This window comes from Bacterioplanoides sp., from assembly GCF_965219715.1.
GTDB lineage: Bacteria > Pseudomonadota > Gammaproteobacteria > Pseudomonadales > Oceanobacteraceae > Bacterioplanoides.
In genome coordinates, this window is the sequence record NZ_OZ244785.1 from 933127 (window position 1) to 953582 (window position 20456).

Here is a 20456-nt window from a genome sequence, read left to right on the forward strand (position 1 = left end):
TTAGTGGTTCCAGAGTATCGAATGCACATTATTCAGCGCTTGTATAAAATTGCTTTAATTCTTATTGGATAATTATTTATTTTTTAGTTCGATATTAATTAAACAAAAATCAACCCAGAACAGACTTTTGATATTGTTTCGGTGTCATGCCATAAATTGGTTTAAAGCGTCGATTAAAATGACTTAAATCGGAAAAACCAAAATCAAACACCACATCATCAATACCAGTGCCCTTCTCCAGCTCCGACCTGGCCGCATTAATTTTACAACTAACAATATATTGATGTGGCGTGATGCCAAACTGACTGCGAAACAGCCGTAAAAAGTGATATTTCGACATGCCAATGGCATTACCAACATCATCCAGTGTGATATCGGCGCGGACATGGTCCTGAATAAACTCTTTGGATTTAACCAGCAACTGATCCGCTTTACGCACCACCTGATTGGGCACAAATTCCTGCTGATAAGCTGCCATCCGGGCGCATAACTGATACAGCCAATAATCCAGTATCAGGGCATCGTTACTTTGCTGTGAAATCAGCTCGCTGAGCATTAACACCGAATCGCCCAGTAAAGCATCGCCGATCACGCTATTGCTTACCCGGAAATTATCGACCTGTTTGACCCCTGCGGCTTCCAGCATCGGGCGTAACTGTTGCGGATGGATATACAACATATCGTAAAGCAGTGTGTTACCTGCTTCACCGTGACCATCGTGTACCTGCTCCGGGTTAAACAACACGATATTGCCCGGCTCGCTGCGATGAAAAGAGCCGCTGCTGTTAAAATGCTGTAACCCCTGTCGGGTCAGGCCAATCGACAGCTCTTCGTGGGCGTGTTTGTCATAGCTGAAATCGTTAATTTCAGCGCGCAGCATGGTCACATCGTTCAGATGTTTGCTGCGTTGATACCGAAACTGATTATCCGTTTTCATGGCCATGACCAATGTTTATGCGACCACCACAGCTTAACCCGAATCGCCTGACGCGACTTGGACAATATTGCTATAAAGGGTAATTCATCCGGAAGTGAAAGATAGCTTAGTGAGACAAGTAAAACCGGGAGCTGATGGGAGCATCAACGAGGCCGCGAGGGTTACATAAGAGATACTTCTGACGGGCGCTACGCTCAGCGCCCGAGAGGAGGAGAGACATCAGGACTTAACACGATCCCCCGAACCTTTGCCCAGAACCGTTTGGAAAATAAACTTAAAATAGCTTGCTACATTCAGTTCTTTGATCATTTGAGCATCGGTTTTGGCCAGCAACTCAGGTGTCGACATATCAATTTCATTCACCTGGGCCAGCCCGGTAATGCCCGGACGTACGTCGAACACACCCGCCGCTTCTCGAGCAGCGGTCAGCTCTTCCTGATTAAAGAGCCCAGGACGTGGGCCTACCAAACTCATCTCACCTTTCAATACGTTCCACAACTGTGGTAACTCATCCAGTTTGGTTTTGCGCAGAAAAGCCCCCATAGGAGTGATGGCAGAACTACTCGCCAGGTGGCTGGCAACCGAGGCGGTATCAACCTTCATTGTGCGGAATTTAACCAGCGTAAACGGTTTTTTATTGCGACCAACACGCTCCTGGGTAAATACCGGGGAGCCCGTATCAAACAAGCCCACAACATAAATAACAACCAATACCGGAAAGCCGAATACCAGGCCCAGTAAAGAAAATATAAAATCGAATACCCTTAACACCTCAGGCTCCCTACCTTGTTTCTGAGGCGCGCAGTTTAACAAATCCACGGTGTAAAGCTAAAGAATTTGCCGTGGCCCTTTGGGTATACTGCACCTTTTTCTCCAGAGCTCCGATTATGCCAAAGATCCTGATTCAGACCCTGTGCCAACAATGGGAAAAAGACCAGCGTGGCGAGTCTTTCGAAACAGCACGGAATCAGGTCCCCACCACGGCTCTGGTTAACCCGGAGAATCTTGAACCACTGAAATTAGATAACGGTATAAATATAATATTGGAGCAACGCGGTGAGCACAGACCGACTTCTGTCTACCCGAAGAGTCGCTTCGATTTGAAAGCAGTTCCGGCAATGGGAACTCAGCTCGATCGGCTGTTAATCTATCGCGATAAACCTGACTGGATTTGTTTCCGACTGGATGGTGAATTCAAACAATGGAATCTGAAAGACGGCTGGGCGCAGCTGGAGTATCAGCACCGCTACCGGGTTGAGGATTTGCAGAACGGCAAGGAAGTCATTTATTGGCTATATGAGCGAGTCGTAATTAACGTAGCTTTGATCACCAGCAACGTTGAGTTAAACAACACCAGCGATAAAACCGACAACCACCCAGAGCTGAATAGTTTTTTATCCAGCCCCGGGCTTGTTGTTACCTTAGCGGATCAGTTTTAACGCTAATTGGTTTAACAGGCACACTCGAACGCGCTTAATCAGGCATTCAACGCTTCAGCATGGAAGCGCAGATGCTCATCAATAAATGAAGCAATAAAGTAGTAACTGTGGTCATAACCTTCGTGCTGGCGTAGCGTCAGCGGGTACGACACTTTATCCGCAACCTGTTGCAGCACTTCGGGTTTTAACTGCTCTTGCAGGAAGTTATCCGCCAGGCCCTGATCCACCAGCAACGATGGATAATCACTGACATCAGTAACGGCCGACATCAGTTCACAGCTATCGTATTGCTTCCAGTCTTCACGATTGTCACCTAGATAGGCCGTAAAGGCTTTTTCACCCCAAGGGCAATTGATTGGATTAGTAATCGGGCTGAAAGCCGATACTGAGGTGTAGTTGCCCGGGTTTTTCAGCGCAATTGTAATGGCACCATGGCCGCCCATGGAATGCCCGGAAATTGCTTTTTTGTCGGTCACCGGAAAATTCGCTTCAATCAGCTGCGGTAATTCTTCAACAATATATTGATACATATTGAAGTGTTTCTGCCACGGCTGTTCAGTTGCATTCAGATAGAAGCCAGCTCCCTGCCCCAGATCATAACCGTCTGCATCGGCAATTTGGCCACCATTCAGATCTTTACCATCATCACCGCGAGGACTGGTATCCGGCGCAACAATAGCAATACCCAGCTCAGCCGCCAACTTTTGTGCACCGGCTTTTTGCATAAAGTTTTCGTCGGTACAGGTTAAACCGGATAACCAATACAAAACCGGTACTTTTTCTTCATTCGCTTTAGGCGGTAGAAAAATCGCAAAACGCATTTTGCACTGAGTGCTGGTTGCAGCATGGCTATATTGCTTATGCCAGCCACCGAAACTTTTATTCTGAGAAATCAGTTCAATACTCATGGTATTTTTCTCTTTTTTAAATTTATCCACCAGTCAGAAGAAAGCCCGAAACAGAATCTGATTCGGGTTTTTCTTAAAGGGTTTGATAATTAAAAATGGATAACCGTACGAATACTCTTACCTTCATGCATCAGCTCGAAGGCATCGTTAATACCTTCCAGCGCCATGGTATGAGTAATAAAGTCGCTTAACTTAAATTCACCCGCCAGGTAGCGCTCAACATAATCCGGTAATTCACTGCGGCCTTTCACACCACCAAACGCAGTACCACGCCATACACGACCGGTAACCAGCTGGAATGGACGGGTAGAAATTTCCTGACCAGCACCGGCAACACCAATAATGACCGACTCACCCCAACCTTTGTGACAACACTCTAATGCGCTGCGCATCACATCAACGTTACCGATACATTCGAACGAATAATCAACACCGCCATCAGTCAGTTCAACAATCACTTCCTGAATAGGCTTGTCGTAGTTCTTTGGATTAATGCAGTCAGTTGCACCCAGCTGTTTTGCCAGTTCAAACTTACTTTCATTAATATCGATAGCAATAATGCGGCTGGCTTTGGCCATGGCTGCACCAATTACCGCACTTAAACCAATACCACCCATACCAAAGATGGCAACGGTGTCACCTTCCTGTACTTTGGCAGTATTCATCACCGCGCCCATACCTGTGGTAACGCCACAACCTAATAAGCACACTTCTTCCAGCGGCGCCGATTTATTCACTTTCGCCAGGGAAATTTCCGGCAGTACCGTGTATTCAGAGAAGGTTGAGCAACCCATGTAGTGATAAATCGGCTCGCCGTTAATGGAGAAACGGCTGGTGCCATCCGGCATCAGGCCTTTGCCCTGGGTTTCACGGATTTTCTGACACAGGTTGGTTTTACCGGATTTACAGAACTTACACTCGCCACATTCCGGCGTGTACAGCGGAATGACGTGATCACCAACAGCAACACTGGTCACACCTTCGCCGATGGATTCAACGATACCGCCACCTTCATGGCCCAGAATCGCCGGGAAAATACCTTCTGGGTCATCACCAGACAGAGTGAATGCATCAGTGTGACAGACGCCAGAGGCGATGATTTTCACCCGCACTTCACCCGGCTTAGGTGGAGCTACTTCAACTTGTTCGATTTTTAACGGTTCACCGGCAGCCCAGGCTACCGCTGCACGACAGGTAATTGGTTTGGCGCTCATAACGTTGTCCTTTCAGGATCTGATTTTAATGAAGCCGGAGTCTCTCCAGCCGATGAATTTATCCTACATTAGCTATTACACCGTGATAATAGCTATAATCTAAAATCACTATTACACCTGAGTAATAATCAATAGTAACCACACCAGGGTCCCACCATGTCTTTTATCCCTCGCTGGGAAGGTATCGCTGAATTCGTCTGTGTGGTTGAAGCAGGTAGCTTTACCGCAGCATCAAAACGGCTGGCGATTTCTACTGCGCAAGTCAGCCGTCAGGTGAACAGTCTGGAGCAACGCCTGGGTACCCAGCTATTGCACCGCACTACCCGCAAGGTAACGGTCACCGAACAAGGCAAACGTTATTATCAGAGTTGCCGACAGCTGCTGGATGGTTTTGAAAGTGCCGAGAACAGTCTGCAGGAACTGCAAACCGTGCCCAAAGGTAAAATCCGCCTGACTGCCCCGATTACCTTTGGTGAACGCTTATTGATGCCACTGATTAATGACTTTCAGCAGCAATATCCGCAGCTGAGCTTTGAAGTGGAACTAACAAATGCCCGGCTCGATATCGTTGATGCGGGTTTTGACCTGGCCATTCGTCTGGGGCGCCTGCAGGACAGCCGTTTAAGAGCACGTAAACTTGCCAGTCGCCAGGTGTATACCTGCGCTTCTAAGAAGTACGTTGAGCAGTTTGGTCAGCCCCACAGCTTGTCTGAGCTGAAACACCACAATTGTCTATTAGGATCGGTGGATCACTGGCGCTTTAACGATCAGGGCAGTGAAAAACAAGTGAAAGTCGCCGGCAGTCTGCGTTGTAACAGTGGCGTTTCCCTGCTCGACGCCGCACAGAAGCACGGTGGCATTGTGCAACTCCCGGCGGAATACGTCAGCCAGGGACTGTCAGAAGGTTCACTGGTAGAAGTGTTGCAGAGTTACCGCCCCCAGGCCGAAGGCATCTGGGGTTTATACCCGGACAGCCGCTGGACCTCGCCCAAGGTGGCGTTATTGCTCGACTACTTTGAAGAGCATCTTTCATAATCCAGTGTGCTGAAAACCCTTCAATCAAGGCGCGAAGCATGATGTTTAACGCGTTAAATGAATGATGAGCAACACAGAGTGAAGGATTTTCAGGCGAAAATACGCTGGGCCCAGACGGTTAAACCGGCAGCAACACTACCAAAGTGATCGCCATCCACCACCGGAATATTGCCCAGCTTGCGTTCAATCGCCTGGCGCACCACCGGCGATTGCGCGGTGCCGCCAGTGACATAAATACAGTCCGGCAGACAACCACCCTGAGCCAGCGCTTCATCCATTAACGCCACCATTTTCTCAACCGGACGTTCGACGGCCTCAGCATAAGCTGCTCGATCAATGGCACAGGTTAAACCAGCTTCGGCATAAGCCAGGTCGAGTTGAATATGCCCCGCAGCGGACAATTCGATTTTCCCCTGTTCCGCACTGCGTACCAGATGGTGATTCTGACGTTCCTGACGCAAACGCACGAAACGGCGAATCAGATCTGGTTCAGCATTATCACGCACCAGCTGATCGAGATATAAACCGGTTTCCAGGCTGTTAAAGTCTGCCTGAGCACTGACGTCGTTAGTGGTGACGGCGTTAAAGAAGGTTTGCTTCGGCACTGGTTTGCCGGTTTTCATCAGTGACTCTGAACCAAACAACGGCAACAACTGCTTCGATGCCAGCTGGATATCCAGATCATTACCACCAACACGCTCACCACTGTGACCGAGAAAATCGGCACCGCGGTCACTGTTGCCACGATAATCCGGCCCCATACGCACCAGAGCACAGTCGGTAGTACCACCACCGACGTCCACCACCAGTACTGTCTGATTCTGCTGTAAGCCCTGTTCATAATGCAGGCCTGCAGCAATTGGCTCGTATAAAAACTCAACCTGATGAAATCCGGCGCGACGTGCCGCCACCGACAGAATAGCTAGCGCCTGCTGGTTGCTCTGCTCGGCATTTAACCCCTGGAAGTTCACCGGGCGACCGATAACGGTATGAGTAATTTCTTTGCCCGCCGCGATTTCCGCATGACGTTTTACGTTTTGCATCATGGCAGTGACGATGTCTTCAAAGAAACCTAACTGCTGTGGTTGTAAACCACTGGCACCAAGAAACGATTTAGGCGACTTAACGAAGTAGCCGTCTTCCGGCCATTCGAAATACTGATGGAAGGCTGAGCGACCAAAAAACAGGCTTTGTTCATCGGCCTCAATTCCCTCTTCAGCACGTACCCGACGAGCCTGAGCCAGATTAGCCTGGCGCAGGGCGATAAAATCCTGCTGTGCAGTTTTGTCGTGAATATTTAAACCAACAAACTCGCAGATTAACTCCCGGGATAAAGCATACAAAGCCGACGGTACAAACGCCTTTCCCTGTTCCAGAGGTAACAGAGAGACGGTTTGCTGATCATCCGCCATAACACCCAAAGCACAATTGGAGGTACCGTAATCAAATCCAGAGATCATTCATTCACCGAAACTGCAGCGTAAAGAAAAAGGCCGCGGACAGTATCACAGCATCAACGATTTACCAATCTCAGCAACATCGACTCCCGGGATTAACAAGACAGCGACAAAACTCACCATAAAATGTTACATCTGGTAAAAAACTCTTAACCAACTTGAACCTTACTGTCGCCTTGTTACTCTGAAAGCTGTGCCGGGAGTAAAGTTGCCAATGTTAAAGTTGTTTCAGATAGCCAGTCTGTTGGTTGCTATGTTGTGCTCCCTGCTCTGTGTGCCTCTGATATTCGCGTCTCCGGCTTCTGAACCGGCACTGCAGAACTTCCCAATGCCACTGCAAACCCAGCTGGTCGACCAACAACAAGTCATCCCTCCCCTGATCAAAACGGATTATCCCGAGCTTATCGTTGAGCTGGGCAAGACCTTGTTTTACGACAAATTGCTGTCTGAAAATCAGCAACTGAGCTGCAGCGACTGCCACAGTCCGGACCATGGTTTTGCTGACCGCCGTGATTTTTCGCCCAGCACGCAAGGTGGTGTTATTCCGGTCAATACCCCAGGCCTGGCCTACAGCACCTTGCTGCTTTATCAGAACTGGGCTGGCCAGCTGCCCTCACTGGAAGTCCAGCTGGAGGTGGTGGTGGAAAATCCAAAGGTGATGAATCTGCCATGGCCACAACTGATCAGACGCTTAAAGCAACATCCGGATTACCCGGCTCGGTTCAAACAAGCAGGCTACTCTGGCATCGATAAAAGCACGATTACTGACGCGATTGTAACGTATGAAAAATCACTCGCCGTGCCTTCACGCTTTGACGCGTTTCTGCGTGGCGACAGCAATCAGCTGAGCGCACAGGAGCAGGAAGGTTTTCGAAAGTTTAAAAACTTTGGCTGTGTCAGCTGCCATCAGGGGATAGCACTGGGGGGTAATCTGCGGCAAAAGTTCGGTGTAATGCGCGATTATTTACCCGTCGATGACAACACACTGAAACGGGATCTGGGTTACTTTAATTTCAGCAATCACCCCCAGGACAAATACTATTTCCGCGTACCCACCCTGCGCAACGTGGCACTCACAGCTCCGTATTTCCACGACGCCTCGGCGAAAACCCTGGAACAAGCGATTAAAGTGATGTTTCGTCATCAGTTGGCAATTGAGGCCCGACCTGAGGATATTAGTGATATTGCAGCCTTCCTGAAAAGCCTGAACGGGATACCCTATGAACCGGAGTAATTTTCCACTCATTGCCATTGCTGCGGTATTTCTGTCGTTTCCTCTGCTGTGGCTGTACCAGCACAGCGGCAGCAGCGCGATTATGCTCGACAAAGAAAAGTCCATGGCGCTGACCACTCTGCGACAGCATCATGCCATTCTGTCAGAGCGGGTGTTAAGCGTGCGTAGTGGTTTTGAGCAAAATTTTGATGCATTAGCCAACAGCCAGCAACAAGCCAGCAGAGGTTTTAACGACTTATACGCCAGCCTGAATGACAATCAGGCGAGAGCAAAAGCTCTGTTAGAACAACTGCAGCAACATCATGAACAACGTCTGGTTGCCGTTGAGCGCTTTAAGTCACTGCATGCCAAGCTATCGAACTCGTTGCGTTACCTGCCACGGGTGCAGTACCAGCTATTATTGCAGCCCGAGCTGAGCATTCAGCAAAAGCAGCAGATCAGCCAGCTGTCGTTAATGCTGATAAACAACCACAGCTACGCCGACCCGGACGAGTATCAGAAACTCAGATCTTTGCTGATCGATATCGAACGCTTGCGTCAGACAATAAAACTGCCGCTATTAGATAGCTTCACCCTGCATAGTGAACAGTTATTGCAATTCAAGCAGCAGGAAAACGCTATTCTTCAGGAAATTCTCGCCAACCCTATCAGCCGTTTTTTTGCCCGCTTGAATAACCAGTTAACCCGCGACCACGATCGTAATATCATCGCCGCTGAAAGGCTGAAATACTTCCTGGTATTTTATTCCGGCGCACTGATCATTCTGGTTTTAGCCTTTCTGGTGAACCGTTATCAGCTTCATCAGCATCTCAAACGCCATAAATACCTGAGTGAAAAGGACCAGCTGACGGGACTGAATAATCGCCGTTATTTTCTTGATCAACTGCAACGCAGCATCCGCCGCAATAATGATTATTTTGGCGCCCTGATTTTTATTGATCTGGATGGTTTTAAGGCGATCAACGATCACCTGGGGCATAGCGAGGGTGACAAAGTACTACGCCGCCTGGCGACACGTTTATCGGATTATTGCGGCAAGCTCAGTTACAGTTGCAAAAAAATGCAGTCGGCCGAGATAACGCTGGCCAGATTGGGGGGCGATGAATTCGTTATTCTGTTATCCGATCTTGACGCTGAAGACGCACAACAGCTGGTAACCAATATCTGCGATAAAGTACTGCAACTGCTGAGCCGGCCATTATCCGATAAATACGACGAGTACCCATTGTCCGGCAGTTTAGGAGTGGCCTTTTTCCCGGATCATGGCGCTTGTGTTGCCGACATCATGCATGCGGCCGACAAAGCGATGTATTACTCCAAGGAGCATGGAAAAAACACCTACAATCTGTATCACCCTGATATGGCGTAAATCTTTAAGAAATGATCCAGCAACAACAGTAAAAAACAATACAAGATGTAGCGAATAGAAAACCAGAAAGATATTTTTGACGCCGTCATTAACTGGGTTTTCTGCAATTTAAACACACGATAATTCAGCCATAACCAGCGAATATTAATCACCACGATTCCGCACAAATAGATCTCCCCAACCATGCCGGTCACGTATGGCATCAGACTCGCGGCAACCGTTAACCAGCTATAAAGCCACACCTGCAGTTGAGTAAAACTGAGCCCGTGAGTCACCGGTAACATAGGGACACCCGCCTGACGATATTCTTCACAACGATAAATGGCCAATGCCCAGAAATGTGCCGGGGTCCAGGCGAAAATAATCAACACCAATAAAATAGCATCGGCGGATACCGAACCTGTGACGGCGGTCCAGCCCAACAATGGCGGCGCGGCTCCGGCCAGCCCGCCAATGGTAATATTCTGCGGTGTGGCATGTTTTAAAAACGCGGTGTATATAACGGCGTAGCCAACCAGCGCTGCTGCCGTCAGCAATGCCGTCAACACATTCGCTTCCGAGACCAGCACGGCAAAACCCAGTAACGTCAGAAGCCAGGCATATAATAATGCCTGCCAAGTTTGCAACTTATCACGCACCAAAGGACGACGCCGGGTGCGAGCCATTAATCGATCAAATCGCCGGTCGAGAACATGATTAAATGCGGCCGCTCCCATCGACATCAGGCCAATCCCCAGCAACCCGTAAAACATGCTCAGTAGCGAAGGCATAGCAGGCGTCGCCATCAACATACCAACCAGAGCACAGACCAGCATCACCAACACCACTCGCGGTTTGCCCAGCGTCCAGTAATCGGCAAAACTAACCGGTTCAGATATCGTCAAACTCTGTGTTTTAGAGTCCATACCCCACTCCTTTTGGCTGAATCTTCTGGTTTACAGGGCCATCCAGGTGTTCACCGTGCTTTACCGCCTGTCTTACGATGCCCTGATAACCCGCAACAAACAGGCAAAGCCAAAGTGCAACGGCGACACTGGTATGCAATAACGCCAGCGACAAAGGCAGAGAAAAAACAACTAAAGCCGCGGCAACCAGTACCTGAGTGACATACAGAGCCACAGCGATATTGACGAAGTTCCGTGCGGGTGCAGGATTACTGCGCTGTTGCCGCCACAACAACAATAAACTGATACCCAGAACCACAGCACCAGACCGATGTACTAAATGAATGCCGGTACGGGCAGACGCATTAAGCTGGCCATGAAGGTAGTCTGGCCCTATTTCCTGGCTTAAATGAAACCCCTGGGAAAAATCTGCATCAGGCCACCATTCGCCATTGCATTGCGGAAAACCGATACAGCCAACACCTGCGTAATTACTGGAAGTCCACCCTCCTAAAGCGATCTGAGCAATCAAGGCAACGCAAGCAAACATATACAGCGGATTTAGCGGCGTTTTTTTATCAACTATGCGGGCTTCTGATGGCCGTTTACTGCTGATTAACGCCAGCCAGGAGAACAACGTCAAACACAGAATCCCGCCCAATAAATGCAACGTCACCACCACCGGCCATAGCTTCAGAGTGACGGTTAACATTCCGAAGATCCCCTGAATACCAACGGCAATAAATGTTAGTAACGACGGAATAAATAACGCCGGATACGCTTTTTTATTCCGCCATGCCATCACAACCAGAACGGTTGCGATAACACCAAGAAAACCAGCGACGTATCTGTGTATCATTTCCATCCAGGCTTTTACCGGCTCTAACGGCTGTGGCGAAAATAACGCTGCAACCTTAGCATCCGGCACAATTAACTGGCCATAACAGCCAGGCCAATCCGGGCACCCCAGCCCGGCATCCATTAACCGCGTCGCCACCCCGAGAATAATGACAACAATGGCCATAATGGCGGCACTGACCGCCATGCGATGAAACCAGAGTTTTTTTTCTGCCATAGCGTTACTCCGGTTATTGTTTAAATGTTTTTGTTTGATTACGACGGGTTATTTGCGTTTCGCTACCAGTGTTAATACCGTTCGCTTGCCATTGTGGCGGCGCTGGGTTTCGTCGCAGCAGATAACGCAAATCATCAAACACATCATCGATCAGAATTTTTCCGCCATAACTGACCACAACTTCACCATTAGGATCCGCCAGCCAGATCATATACCCCCCCATATCCTCAGCGGTAACCGCGGAATACAACAGCGCAACCTGCTCGCCGAGGAATCGGCCAGCAATCGGATCTTCAGTATTTTCTGACAATAAATACCAGCGTTGGACACGTGCAGCATCTCGTCCCAGAGCGCGATGTAAACGCCACATTTCATCACGCAACTGACAGTCCGGAATTAACGGCTGACAACGGAAGATCAGGTACCAGCTGCGTGTTGTCTGCTGGAATATAGGAGATACGGTTGGCCAATCCTGAATATTGTCGATCTCGGGAAGAATCTGACCATTGGCAACCTGCTGCTGAGGAATACCCCATTGCCAGTACCACATGCTCCAGGCAAGTGGCATCGGACACATCAGTATCACCAGTAGTAACGTTAATTTCAGTTTATCAGCGGCTGGTCTCATTACATTTCTCCGCAGTTACATCAATACGTCTTCAGTTCAGAAAATGTCGGCGGCCAAGAATCGCAAACATACCGGCAACCGCTGCCAGCAAAAACCACTGCAGGCTGTAGCCAAGGTGTCGTTCCGGCGAAACCTGATGAGAACGCCACCAGGGTATAAAGCGTTGTCCAGAAATGCTGCGCTGTTGCACACTGCTGCTGGTCAGATGAAGTACTCCGGGAAAATACTCCGAATGATCCGGCCACAGACTTAAATCGAGTGTCTGAATGCGCATTCCTTCCTGATTATTGCCGAGCAATAAATCACGGTTTCGTTGATCCAGGCGTTGCCAGGTACCGGCAACCACAATGAGAGGTTCACTGGCAACCGGGTTATAAGCTTCAAGGGGGCCACGACGCCCCTGGGTATTCAGAAAACCACGATCAACCAGCCACAGGCGTCCGTGAATATCCATAAAAGGCGTCATCAATGCGACGCCTACCTGGCCCTGATAAATCCGGTTATCCAACCAGCGACTTTGCTCATCGAGAAAATATCCAGTGAGTGTTATCTGACTGAGCGGCTCCGGCAACATTTGAGGGTTGTAGAGAATTTCGGCCTGATTCTGTTGCTGTAAAATGGCAGTTTTTAACTGTGCACGCTGCCATTGCCAGTGACTCAGCAACAAACCGGCGACAATCAGGCTGAACCAGAAAAGCCACCAGAAAAATGCCCGCAACGAATACCCGCGTCGTAATTTTAACTGGCAGTTCAGCGCGTGCTCTGCTTTATTTTTACTGATCCCCGTTGCCATAAGGAAACTCCGGTGCTGAAACTATCCATCGTTATTACATTTATCCTGATGCTGGCCAGCCTGGTTGCGGGCGCTGGTTTTTTAATAAAAAACCGTCCTCTGCAACTACTGCAATCGCTTAGCGTAAGAATATCGCTGGCGTTGTTGCTGGCATTGCAATTAACTGCGTGGTTCTACCTTCCTCAAACAACATAAACAAAAATAAATAACCCCACCCAAACAACGTCGACAAAGTGCCAATACCAGGCAGCCGCCTCAAAAGCAAAATGATGTTCCGCCGTAAAATGGCCACGAATAACTCGAAGCCAAATCACAAATAAAATGATGGCACCAATGGTGACGTGCAAGCCATGAAACCCAGTCAGTAAAAAGAATGTGCCGCCATAAACGCCCGCTTGTAAAGTCAGTCCCAGATGACGATAAGCCTCTATGTATTCAATTCCCTGCACTACCAGAAACACAGCCCCGAGCAGCAATGTGACAGCCAGCCAGACTTTTACCAGTTTCCGGTTATCCGCTCTTAAAGCGTGATGAGCCGCTGTCAGAGTGACACTGGAAGACAGTAACAACAGCGTATTAATAAAAGGTAAATGCCATGGATCAATCACAGCATCCGGGCCTTTAATGTCTGCTCCGGGAGGGTTCAGCAGTGGCCAGCTGGAAACAAAATCCGGCCACAACAAGGCACTGATTCCTTTAGCGCCTTCACCATCGAGCCAGGGTAACGCGAAAGTGCGGATATAAAATAACGCTCCGAAAAATGCGCCGAAAAACATGACTTCTGAAAAAATAAACCAGCCCATACCTTGCCTGAATGAGCGGTCCATTTGTTCATCGTATAATCCGCTGCGGGATTCCTTCACCACATCGCCAAACCAGAAGTACATCACCAGCAGTACGCCGATAAAACCGACAATGGCAATACCACCACCCCAGCCGAATGAAAGACTGGAACCGGCACCAATGGCCAGCACGGCCAACACCAACACCGCGATCACAGGCCAGCGGCTGCTGGCAGGAACATAATATGTACCACTCATACTAACCTCCTTCACTCCCATCAACCTGATACAGGTTATAGGCCAGGGTCAGGCGGCGGAAATCATCCGGCACCGCTGCAGACAAAAAATAAATCAGTGGAATGTCTTTTTGTTCAAACGGAGCAAATTCAAGTTCCTGAAAACAGAAACACTCTATCTTCAGTAAATGGCGACTGGCGGCAGCCGGGCTGACACTGGGCACCGCTTTAGCGGTCAGCACCCGATTACTGAGGTTACGAAAGCGAAACATCACCTGTTTTCTGCCGCCTGGCTGAATAACCTGACTACCCTCAAGTGCCTTAAACTCCAGCGCCAACCCCGTACCCGTCTGGGTAACAAACTGAATGTCGTACTCAGCACCACTGCCGGGTTGGGAATTGAGCAATTCGCTATCAGCTGCCTGACTAAGCCCGGAAGATCGTCCATTCAGCCCGGTTACATCACAAAAAACCTGATACAACGGAATCAAAGCCAGAGTAAACAACACCATCGCAACAACAGCCCACAAGGACTGACGCACCGTCGCCCGAATTGCAGACTGCCGCTCACTATCGGTTAACATCGGTTGCGACATAACCTAACTCCGGCTCGGAGAGTCACGTTCCGGAATAAACTCCGGAGGCGTACTGAAGGTGTGGGATGGAGCGGGACTGGGTACAACCCACTCCAGTCCTTCCGCCCCATCCCACGGTTTTTCCGGAGCTGGCCGACCGCCACGAACACAACGCACCACAACAACAATTAACAACAGTTGGGATAAGCCGAATAAAAAACCACCTACAGATGAAATCATATTAAAGTCAGCAAACTGCAGGGCGTAATCCGGAATACGTCGTGGCATGCCGGCCAGTCCGGAAAAATGCATAGGGAAGAACGTCAGATTGACGCCAATAACAGACAACCAGAAATGCCACCGTCCAAGGGTTTCATCCGGGTAAAAACCGGTCCACTTGGGCAGCCAGTAATAAATTCCGGCAATAATTGCAAAAATAGCACCGGGAACAAGCACGTAATGAAAGTGCGCTACCACAAAATATGTGTCGTGATACTGAAAGTCTGCCGGAACAATCGCCAGCATCACACCGGACAAACCACCAATGGTGAACTGCACAATAAATGCGAGAGCAAATAACATCGGGACTTCAAAACTGATTGAACCCTGAAATAACGTCGCAACCCAGTTAAATACTTTTACACCGGTTGGTACCGCAATCAGCATCGTGGTGTACATAAAAAATAATTGTGCCGGCAATGGCAAACCAACGGTAAACATATGATGCGCCCACACCACAAACGACATGATGGCAATGGAGGCCGTTGCATAAACCATCGAACGGTAACCAAATAACCGTTTACGGGAAAATGCCGGAATAATCAGCGACACAATACCAAAAGCTGGCAAGATCATGATGTAAACTTCCGGATGACCAAAAAACCAGAATAAATGTTGGAATAAAACCGGGTCACCACCACCGGCGGCATTAAAAAAACTGGTTCCAAAGTTAATATCCAGCAGCATCATGGTGACAACACCAGCGAGCACCGGCATCACTGCAATCAGCAAAAATGCAGTGATCAACCAGGTCCAGACAAACAATGACATATCCATCAGACGCATACCCGGTGTACGCATATTCAAGATGGTTGCAATAATATTAATCGCTCCCAAAATCGAACTTATGCCCGCCAGGTGAATGGAAAGAATAAAGAAATTGGTTGATGGTGGCGCATAGGTTGTTGAAAGTGGTGCATAAAATGTCCAGCCAAAATTCGGCCCGCCACCTTCCATTAATAAGGTGCTGAGCAACATGCCAAATGCAACAGGCAATAACCAGAAACTGAAGTTATTCAGTCGTGGCAATGCCATATCAGGGGCGCCAATCTGTAGCGGCACCATCCAGTTGGCCAGCCCCACAAATGCTGGCATCACCGCACCAAACACCATAATCAGACCGTGCATTGTGGTCATCTGATTGAAGAATTCCGGTTGCACAAATTGCAGCCCCGGTTGAAATAATTCAGCACGGATTACCAGCGCCATCAGACCACCAACAAACAGCATGGAGCAGGAGAAAATCAGATACAGAGTGCCGACCTCTTTGTGATTGGTGGTCACCAGCCAGCGCATCAGACCGGAGCTTGTGGTATGAGCATCAGAGTGAAGATCCGTTCGCATCTGCAACCTCCTCAGATTGAGCAGTGATGGTTTCTGCCGAGTCCGGCTGCCCCCGCGTTAACCGTTGCGTAATTTCTCCGGGCTGAACGGTATCGCCGCTGCTATTACCCCAGGCGTTGCGTTCATAGGTAATAACGGCTGCCAGATCCGTGACCGACAATACCTGGCCAAAAGCGGACATGGCCGTTCCGGCCCGACCGAACAACACACTATCAATATGTTCTTGCCGCCCGGATTCCAGCTTCATCAGATCACTGCCCGCCAAAGCGGGAAATACCGGAGGAATCCCTGCACCATTTGACTGATGGCAGGATGAGCAATACGTGTTGTAAACCGTTTCTCCCTGCGCCATCAGCTCTTCCATCGCCCACTCTTTATTGGCGCCACTGGCTTGCGCCTGCAATTGCGCCTTTTTCTCTGCCAGCCAACGGTTGTATTCTTCTTGCTCCACGGCCTTTACTTCGATTGGCATAAAACCATGGTTACGCCCACACAGCTCCGCACACTGGCCACGGTAAACTCCGGGCTCTTCAATCAAGGCCCAGCTCTCGTTAATAAATCCAGGCACCGCATCTTTTTTCACCGCCAGCTCCGGAACCCACCAGGCATGAATAACGTCGGCAGAAGTTAATAAAAACCGGATTTTTTTGCCGACGGGAACAACCAGAGGTTCGTCCACCTCAAGTAAATAATGCTCACCTTTTTTCTGCAGGTTTTCGATTTGCTCGGGTGGCGTTGATAGATTGGAGAAGTAACTGACATCCTGCTGCATATATTCGTAACGCCAGCGCCATTGATAACCGGTAATCAGTACATCAAGGTCTGCAGCACTGGGGTCATACATTTTTTTCAGCGTGGCGGTTGCCGGGATCGCCATCGCGACCAGAATAAGCAAGGGAATTGCGGTCCAAAGTAATTCGACCCAGGTATTTTCGTGGAAATGGGATGCCTTCGACCCTTTTGATCGACGGTAGCGAATCAGCGACCAGAACATAACGCCGAATACCACCACCGCAATGGCGACACAAATCCAGAAGATGATCATATGCAGGGAAAAGACTTCACGACTGATTTCCGTGACGCCAACGGGAAGGTTCCATGTAGATTCGCTGCTCACTGCCATACAGACTCCTAAATGATCTGCTTGTATACAGTTAAGACAGAAGCCCATCTCAGCTCAACCCGGCTGAATCAGAGCTTTTCAGCGGTTAAGAGCACATCGTCATAAATAAAAATGCTTTTTATAATTCGAAATTATTGAACAGCTCTGACTATTTCCCAGAAACCAAGTAAAACACTCGGGAAATCAATAACATGAAGTTAGTTTGGAAAAGTAGTGTAATTTCTTGCGTTAAGAACTCAGACGCACAAAGAAAAGCTGCTAAGAGTAATTTACTCTGAGCAGCGTGTTATAAAATTCATCAGGATATTCAGAAACCGGCAAACGATCTGGATTTGCGGCGGAAATCGCGCGTTCCAAGATACGTGATCAGTCCACTTTTATCGACACGACATTTTGCATAACCTGACTGCGACGAATCAGACAGATCAAAATAGATATCGTAGTATTCGCGGGTTTCACGGCTGGAATATTCATCAAGGGAAATACGGGTGCCTTGTGGCATTTCATGGGTGGTGTAAGCCCGGCAATGCGACATCGCATCCCCCAGAGTATCCACATCCCCTTGCAGGTCAAAGTCGTTTGGCTTTACGCAGGCGCTGCATCCCATAGCCAAGGCAATCAGTCCCAGATATCGAACCAAAGGTGAGATCTCTTTTTTATTGATATATAGCATGACTATAGTGACCTCCATCCGGATACGATAGGAGTGTTACGTTGCAGAGCGTTAAGCTCGGTTTCCTTGTGTAAAAGCACTGCATATAACGCTCTTCCACCAGCATAGACCTGTTGCTGCTTTTTTAAAGAGGATGGTCGGGGAAAGTCATGTAAGAAAAAGCCCACACGCAAGTTGGGTGGGCGTTTAAATCTGAAGGTTTAAAAGAGTTGTTTTAAGAGAACGAGTTTAATACGAACAACCTTCGCGCGGAGTTTGCTCAACCAACGGTGCTCGCTGGTTGGCAATATCCGACAAGAAGCAGGCTAACTGGTCGTGCGCATTGGTTTGCTGAAAGTACACGTTGTGCCCGGAAATAACCCCATCTTCGGCATAACGCACCACAGCGTTTGTAACGCCCGAACGGCTATTAGCCGCTACAGCAGAATACTGCTCTCCACCATAAGCACGAACATCTGTAATCAGCTTATCCTTTTGTTCAACATCGATATCGTCACCCACCATATCCGGCTGAATAGCACGCAACAATTTGCGCTGAGACGGCAGGCCAACCCAATCATCAAAATGACCCAACACCAATAGCTGATGAGTAGGATTACCCAGACGTTGCCGGGAATTTAAGCCGTAGGAAAAATCTGCCGGTGCCAGAATCTGATCGGTAATCGCCCAGACAGGATGAAACGGGTCGTTGATAACGCTTTGTTTGGACGTCCAGAAAAACAGTGGCTCCAGTGTTTCTCCCAATGGTGTATTGGTCGCACTGATGGCAGCCAGGTTCATAACCAAACGTAAATCATAAGCACCGGCACCAGTACCGATGTAACCTTGCAGTGGCTGAGGATCAAACGCGACCTGTGCCCCTGCGGTAAATGAGCCCAACGACTGCCCCATCGCCACCTGAGTCGCCTGATCAAAACGAATCGGGTTTGCATTATCACAACTGCCAGCTTCGATCGTCAGATTGTTAACCAGGCGCCGAAAAAGAATCCTCTCCCCCATCATTTGCAGCAGGTTATCCCGCATCGCCTGGATATTAATGAAGTTATAGGACGCGATGTTTAATGACAGCCCGGGGATCTGGTCGCCAATAAAATCGAGTAACGGCAAAGAGTCCTGATGATCAGCTCCCATGTAACCGCCCATCGATGCAGTCGCCCAGCCCTGGCTGGCAGCCACTTCCGCCGGAGCTCCCTCACGTGTTTTTTCCCCGGAAGCCAGGGTAACACCACGGGTAAAGGACTGTGTCGACCGACCATCAGTGCCATGATGATAAAACATCAGTGGAAGTTGATCAGCCGTCGCCTGTTTTGGAATAGTGATAGTGATCGGACTGGTACGTTCGCTGTATTGCTTCAGCGCACCATTATTCAGTTCCAGCCTGCCGTTATCCAATGGCGTTGCAAACGGGAACAACCCGCGCTGCCATTGTGGCACCTGCCAGCTGCCGGATAAGATGCAGTAATTGTCATTTTCCTCGACACGTTGCAACTCACCATTCAAAACCGGTTGCGCTAAATCTTGCACCGCAGTGGCAATCTGCTGCGCTTTAGCGGTGACCTTTCCGGTAGTCCAGACGCTGGCGCCTATGATTTGCTGACGTGACAGTGAGTCCTGCTGCAGGAATTCCCGCAACGGCTGATATACCTTCAGAGCTTCATCAGCCCGCTGCCGGGATACTCCCTTTGGCCGCTTGCCGCTGAGTAAATCCGCCAGCGTTGAATTCACCTCTAATTTGTCACCATTTTTAGCTGCAACGGCACGGGTGACCACCAGAGCATAGGTGGTATCTTGTTGCAGATAGTCCACTGCCGGGCGCACCTGAAGTAAATCATCCGGGCGATATTCATCTTTATCAAAACGGTATTCGGTGATCAGCGGATAACGCTTACCAAAACTGGCGGAGTCCGGGTCAATATCGATCAGCTGTACTGCCGCTGACGAGGAAACATAGGCATCAATATCCGACGGAAGATGAATATCTTCTGGCTGAATATCTCCCTGGAACTTCATATACAGGGTCTGGTCCGGAGCAAAGCCGGAGAAGTCCCGCTCCGCGATAGCCCGGTATTGCAGCAGGGTTGGATTGATTTCCATACCAACCTTGGGGAATCCAGCCATCGATAATTTACCCTTTTGCAGCAATAAATCCGATGGATAGCCTCCGCGCTCAAAGAACTGGCCTCCCTCAAGTTTAAGATCCATCACCTTATCCTGATAACAACCACTCAGAGACAAGGTCAAGAATCCCGCCACCACAGATGACAGCAGTGTTTTAGCCGCCCTCATATCACACCTCACATTGTTATTTTTTTCGTGCGTTGAACTTATGAGCTGATAAATAAAGACGAATAATCAGCCGCTGTTAATCAATATGGCGTGATTCAGACATATTTTTGGTACCAAAGCCCCGTTTTATCAAGCACTCAATGCCAGCAACTGAAGTAGTGGCGCAATTTGGCAATCACAGATCC

The 20456-nt window shown here is 49.0% G+C and carries 20 protein-coding genes; 5 read left to right on the forward strand and 15 right to left on the reverse strand.

Annotated elements, in window-relative coordinates:
• Positions 1-109: 109 nt before the first annotated feature.
• Together ACOQOZ_RS04825 and ACOQOZ_RS04830 are read right to left on the reverse strand one after the other, a co-directional pair.
• Positions 110-937 (reverse strand): helix-turn-helix domain-containing protein, encoded by an 828-nt coding sequence (locus ACOQOZ_RS04825; protein WP_420591143.1) that lies wholly within the window; start codon positions 935-937, stop codon positions 110-112.
• Positions 938-1156: 219 nt separating this feature from the next.
• Positions 1157-1708 (reverse strand): sugar transferase, encoded by a 552-nt coding sequence (locus ACOQOZ_RS04830; RefSeq protein WP_420591144.1) that lies wholly within the window; start codon positions 1706-1708, stop codon positions 1157-1159.
• Positions 1709-1824: 116 nt separating this feature from the next.
• Here ACOQOZ_RS04830 and ACOQOZ_RS04835 point away from each other — a divergent pair, with 116 nt between their 5' ends.
• Positions 1825-2376 carry a hypothetical protein gene (locus tag ACOQOZ_RS04835; protein ID WP_420591145.1) on the forward strand — a complete coding sequence of 184 codons (552 nt, stop codon included), beginning with the start codon at positions 1825-1827 and terminating at the stop codon, positions 2374-2376.
• A 38-nt stretch (positions 2377-2414) separates the two neighbouring features.
• Here ACOQOZ_RS04835 and fghA read toward each other — a convergent pair whose 3' ends face one another.
• Both fghA and ACOQOZ_RS04845 read right to left on the reverse strand, forming a co-directional pair.
• Positions 2415-3284 (reverse strand): S-formylglutathione hydrolase, encoded by an 870-nt coding sequence (gene fghA / locus ACOQOZ_RS04840; RefSeq protein WP_420591146.1) that lies wholly within the window; start codon positions 3282-3284, stop codon positions 2415-2417.
• A gap of 89 nt (positions 3285-3373) precedes the next feature.
• The gene (locus tag ACOQOZ_RS04845; protein WP_420591147.1) at positions 3374-4498 is read right to left on the reverse strand and encodes an S-(hydroxymethyl)glutathione dehydrogenase/class III alcohol dehydrogenase; all 1125 of its coding nucleotides are present in this window, start codon (positions 4496-4498) and stop codon (positions 3374-3376) included.
• Between the two features lie 156 nt (positions 4499-4654).
• Here ACOQOZ_RS04845 and ACOQOZ_RS04850 point away from each other — a divergent pair, with 156 nt between their 5' ends.
• Positions 4655-5533, forward strand: coding sequence for a LysR substrate-binding domain-containing protein (locus ACOQOZ_RS04850; protein WP_420591148.1), 879 nt, complete (start codon positions 4655-4657; stop codon positions 5531-5533).
• A gap of 89 nt (positions 5534-5622) precedes the next feature.
• On the opposite strand, the gene yegD is transcribed toward ACOQOZ_RS04850, so the two are convergent.
• Positions 5623-6993 carry a molecular chaperone gene (gene yegD / locus ACOQOZ_RS04855; RefSeq protein WP_420591149.1) on the reverse strand — a complete coding sequence of 457 codons (1371 nt, stop codon included), beginning with the start codon at positions 6991-6993 and terminating at the stop codon, positions 5623-5625.
• Positions 6994-7204: 211 nt separating this feature from the next.
• On the opposite strand from yegD, the gene ACOQOZ_RS04860 reads away from it, so the two are divergent.
• On the forward strand, positions 7205-8224 hold the full coding sequence (locus ACOQOZ_RS04860; RefSeq protein ID WP_420591150.1) for a cytochrome-c peroxidase: 1020 nt from the start codon (positions 7205-7207) through the stop codon (positions 8222-8224).
• Entirely contained in the window at positions 8211-9593 is a 1383-nt protein-coding gene (locus ACOQOZ_RS04865; protein ID WP_420591151.1) for a diguanylate cyclase domain-containing protein, read from the forward strand. Before ACOQOZ_RS04860 ends, ACOQOZ_RS04865 begins: the two co-directional genes overlap by 14 nt.
• On the opposite strand, the gene cyoE is transcribed toward ACOQOZ_RS04865, so the two are convergent.
• From cyoE to ACOQOZ_RS04885, 4 genes are read right to left on the reverse strand one after another with little or no spacing between them, the layout of a single operon-like run.
• Positions 9575-10498, reverse strand: coding sequence for a heme o synthase (gene cyoE, locus ACOQOZ_RS04870; RefSeq protein WP_420591152.1), 924 nt, complete (start codon positions 10496-10498; stop codon positions 9575-9577). The genes ACOQOZ_RS04865 and cyoE overlap by 19 nt on opposite strands.
• Complete coding sequence (locus ACOQOZ_RS04875; RefSeq protein WP_420591153.1) at positions 10488-11552, reverse strand: COX15/CtaA family protein; 1065 nt, start codon at positions 11550-11552, stop codon at positions 10488-10490. The genes cyoE and ACOQOZ_RS04875 overlap by 11 nt, the downstream gene beginning before the upstream one ends.
• 13 nt (positions 11553-11565) lie before the next feature.
• Positions 11566-12180 carry a hypothetical protein gene (locus ACOQOZ_RS04880; protein ID WP_420591154.1) on the reverse strand — a complete coding sequence of 205 codons (615 nt, stop codon included), beginning with the start codon at positions 12178-12180 and terminating at the stop codon, positions 11566-11568.
• Between the two features lie 31 nt (positions 12181-12211).
• Positions 12212-12973, reverse strand: a complete 762-nt coding sequence (locus tag ACOQOZ_RS04885) for an SURF1 family protein (protein ID WP_420591155.1) — start codon at positions 12971-12973, stop codon at positions 12212-12214.
• Between the two features lie 12 nt (positions 12974-12985).
• Here ACOQOZ_RS04885 and ACOQOZ_RS04890 point away from each other — a divergent pair, with 12 nt between their 5' ends.
• Entirely contained in the window at positions 12986-13168 is a 183-nt protein-coding gene (locus tag ACOQOZ_RS04890; RefSeq protein ID WP_420591156.1) for a DUF2909 domain-containing protein, read from the forward strand.
• Here the strand turns inward: ACOQOZ_RS04890 and ACOQOZ_RS04895 are convergent.
• From ACOQOZ_RS04895 to ACOQOZ_RS04920, 6 genes are all read right to left on the reverse strand, one after another.
• Positions 13156-14013 (reverse strand): cytochrome c oxidase subunit 3, encoded by an 858-nt coding sequence (locus ACOQOZ_RS04895; RefSeq protein ID WP_420591157.1) that lies wholly within the window; start codon positions 14011-14013, stop codon positions 13156-13158. The genes ACOQOZ_RS04890 and ACOQOZ_RS04895 overlap by 13 nt on opposite strands.
• A gap of 1 nt (position 14014) precedes the next feature.
• Positions 14015-14587: a cytochrome c oxidase assembly protein gene (locus ACOQOZ_RS04900; RefSeq protein WP_420591158.1), complete on the reverse strand. Its 573-nt coding sequence runs from the start codon at positions 14585-14587 to the stop codon at positions 14015-14017.
• Positions 14588-14590: 3 nt separating this feature from the next.
• Positions 14591-16189 (reverse strand): cytochrome c oxidase subunit I, encoded by a 1599-nt coding sequence (ctaD, locus tag ACOQOZ_RS04905; RefSeq protein ID WP_420591159.1) that lies wholly within the window; start codon positions 16187-16189, stop codon positions 14591-14593.
• On the reverse strand, positions 16167-17312 hold the full coding sequence (coxB, locus tag ACOQOZ_RS04910; protein ID WP_420591160.1) for a cytochrome c oxidase subunit II: 1146 nt from the start codon (positions 17310-17312) through the stop codon (positions 16167-16169). The genes ctaD and coxB overlap by 23 nt, the downstream gene beginning before the upstream one ends.
• A 307-nt stretch (positions 17313-17619) precedes the next feature.
• Positions 17620-17985: a hypothetical protein gene (locus tag ACOQOZ_RS04915; RefSeq protein ID WP_420591161.1), complete on the reverse strand. Its 366-nt coding sequence runs from the start codon at positions 17983-17985 to the stop codon at positions 17620-17622.
• Between the two features lie 228 nt (positions 17986-18213).
• Positions 18214-20187 carry a hypothetical protein gene (locus tag ACOQOZ_RS04920; protein ID WP_420591162.1) on the reverse strand — a complete coding sequence of 658 codons (1974 nt, stop codon included), beginning with the start codon at positions 20185-20187 and terminating at the stop codon, positions 18214-18216.
• Between the last annotated feature and the right edge of the window lie 269 nt (positions 20188-20456).

What these genes read in the sequence shown, in the direction of transcription:
- ACOQOZ_RS04875 (WP_420591153.1), bottom strand. Translation starts at nt 11,552, where the DNA reads ATGGCAGAAAAAAAACTCTGGTTTCATCGCATGGCGGTCAGTGCCGCC.
- ACOQOZ_RS04860 (WP_420591150.1), top strand. Translation starts at nt 7,205, where the DNA reads ATGTTAAAGTTGTTTCAGATAGCCAGTCTGTTGGTTGCTATGTTGTGC.
- ACOQOZ_RS04920 (WP_420591162.1), bottom strand. Translation starts at nt 20,187, where the DNA reads ATGGATCTTAAACTTGAGGGAGGCCAGTTCTTTGAGCGCGGAGGCTAT.
- ACOQOZ_RS04865 (WP_420591151.1), top strand. Translation starts at nt 8,211, where the DNA reads ATGAACCGGAGTAATTTTCCACTCATTGCCATTGCTGCGGTATTTCTG.
- ctaD (WP_420591159.1), bottom strand. Translation starts at nt 16,189, where the DNA reads ATGCGAACGGATCTTCACTCTGATGCTCATACCACAAGCTCCGGTCTG.
- ACOQOZ_RS04895 (WP_420591157.1), bottom strand. Translation starts at nt 14,013, where the DNA reads ATGAGTGGTACATATTATGTTCCTGCCAGCAGCCGCTGGCCTGTGATC.
- ACOQOZ_RS04835 (WP_420591145.1), top strand. Translation starts at nt 1,825, where the DNA reads ATGCCAAAGATCCTGATTCAGACCCTGTGCCAACAATGGGAAAAAGAC.
- ACOQOZ_RS04825 (WP_420591143.1), bottom strand. Translation starts at nt 937, where the DNA reads ATGAAAACGGATAATCAGTTTCGGTATCAACGCAGCAAACATCTGAAC.
- yegD (WP_420591149.1), bottom strand. Translation starts at nt 6,993, where the DNA reads ATGATCTCTGGATTTGATTACGGTACCTCCAATTGTGCTTTGGGTGTT.
- ACOQOZ_RS04900 (WP_420591158.1), bottom strand. Translation starts at nt 14,587, where the DNA reads ATGTCGCAACCGATGTTAACCGATAGTGAGCGGCAGTCTGCAATTCGG.
- ACOQOZ_RS04850 (WP_420591148.1), top strand. Translation starts at nt 4,655, where the DNA reads ATGTCTTTTATCCCTCGCTGGGAAGGTATCGCTGAATTCGTCTGTGTG.
- fghA (WP_420591146.1), bottom strand. Translation starts at nt 3,284, where the DNA reads ATGAGTATTGAACTGATTTCTCAGAATAAAAGTTTCGGTGGCTGGCAT.
- cyoE (WP_420591152.1), bottom strand. Translation starts at nt 10,498, where the DNA reads ATGGACTCTAAAACACAGAGTTTGACGATATCTGAACCGGTTAGTTTT.
- ACOQOZ_RS04885 (WP_420591155.1), bottom strand. Translation starts at nt 12,973, where the DNA reads ATGGCAACGGGGATCAGTAAAAATAAAGCAGAGCACGCGCTGAACTGC.
- coxB (WP_420591160.1), bottom strand. Translation starts at nt 17,312, where the DNA reads ATGGCAGTGAGCAGCGAATCTACATGGAACCTTCCCGTTGGCGTCACG.
- ACOQOZ_RS04915 (WP_420591161.1), bottom strand. Translation starts at nt 17,985, where the DNA reads ATGCTATATATCAATAAAAAAGAGATCTCACCTTTGGTTCGATATCTG.
- ACOQOZ_RS04880 (WP_420591154.1), bottom strand. Translation starts at nt 12,180, where the DNA reads ATGAGACCAGCCGCTGATAAACTGAAATTAACGTTACTACTGGTGATA.
- ACOQOZ_RS04845 (WP_420591147.1), bottom strand. Translation starts at nt 4,498, where the DNA reads ATGAGCGCCAAACCAATTACCTGTCGTGCAGCGGTAGCCTGGGCTGCC.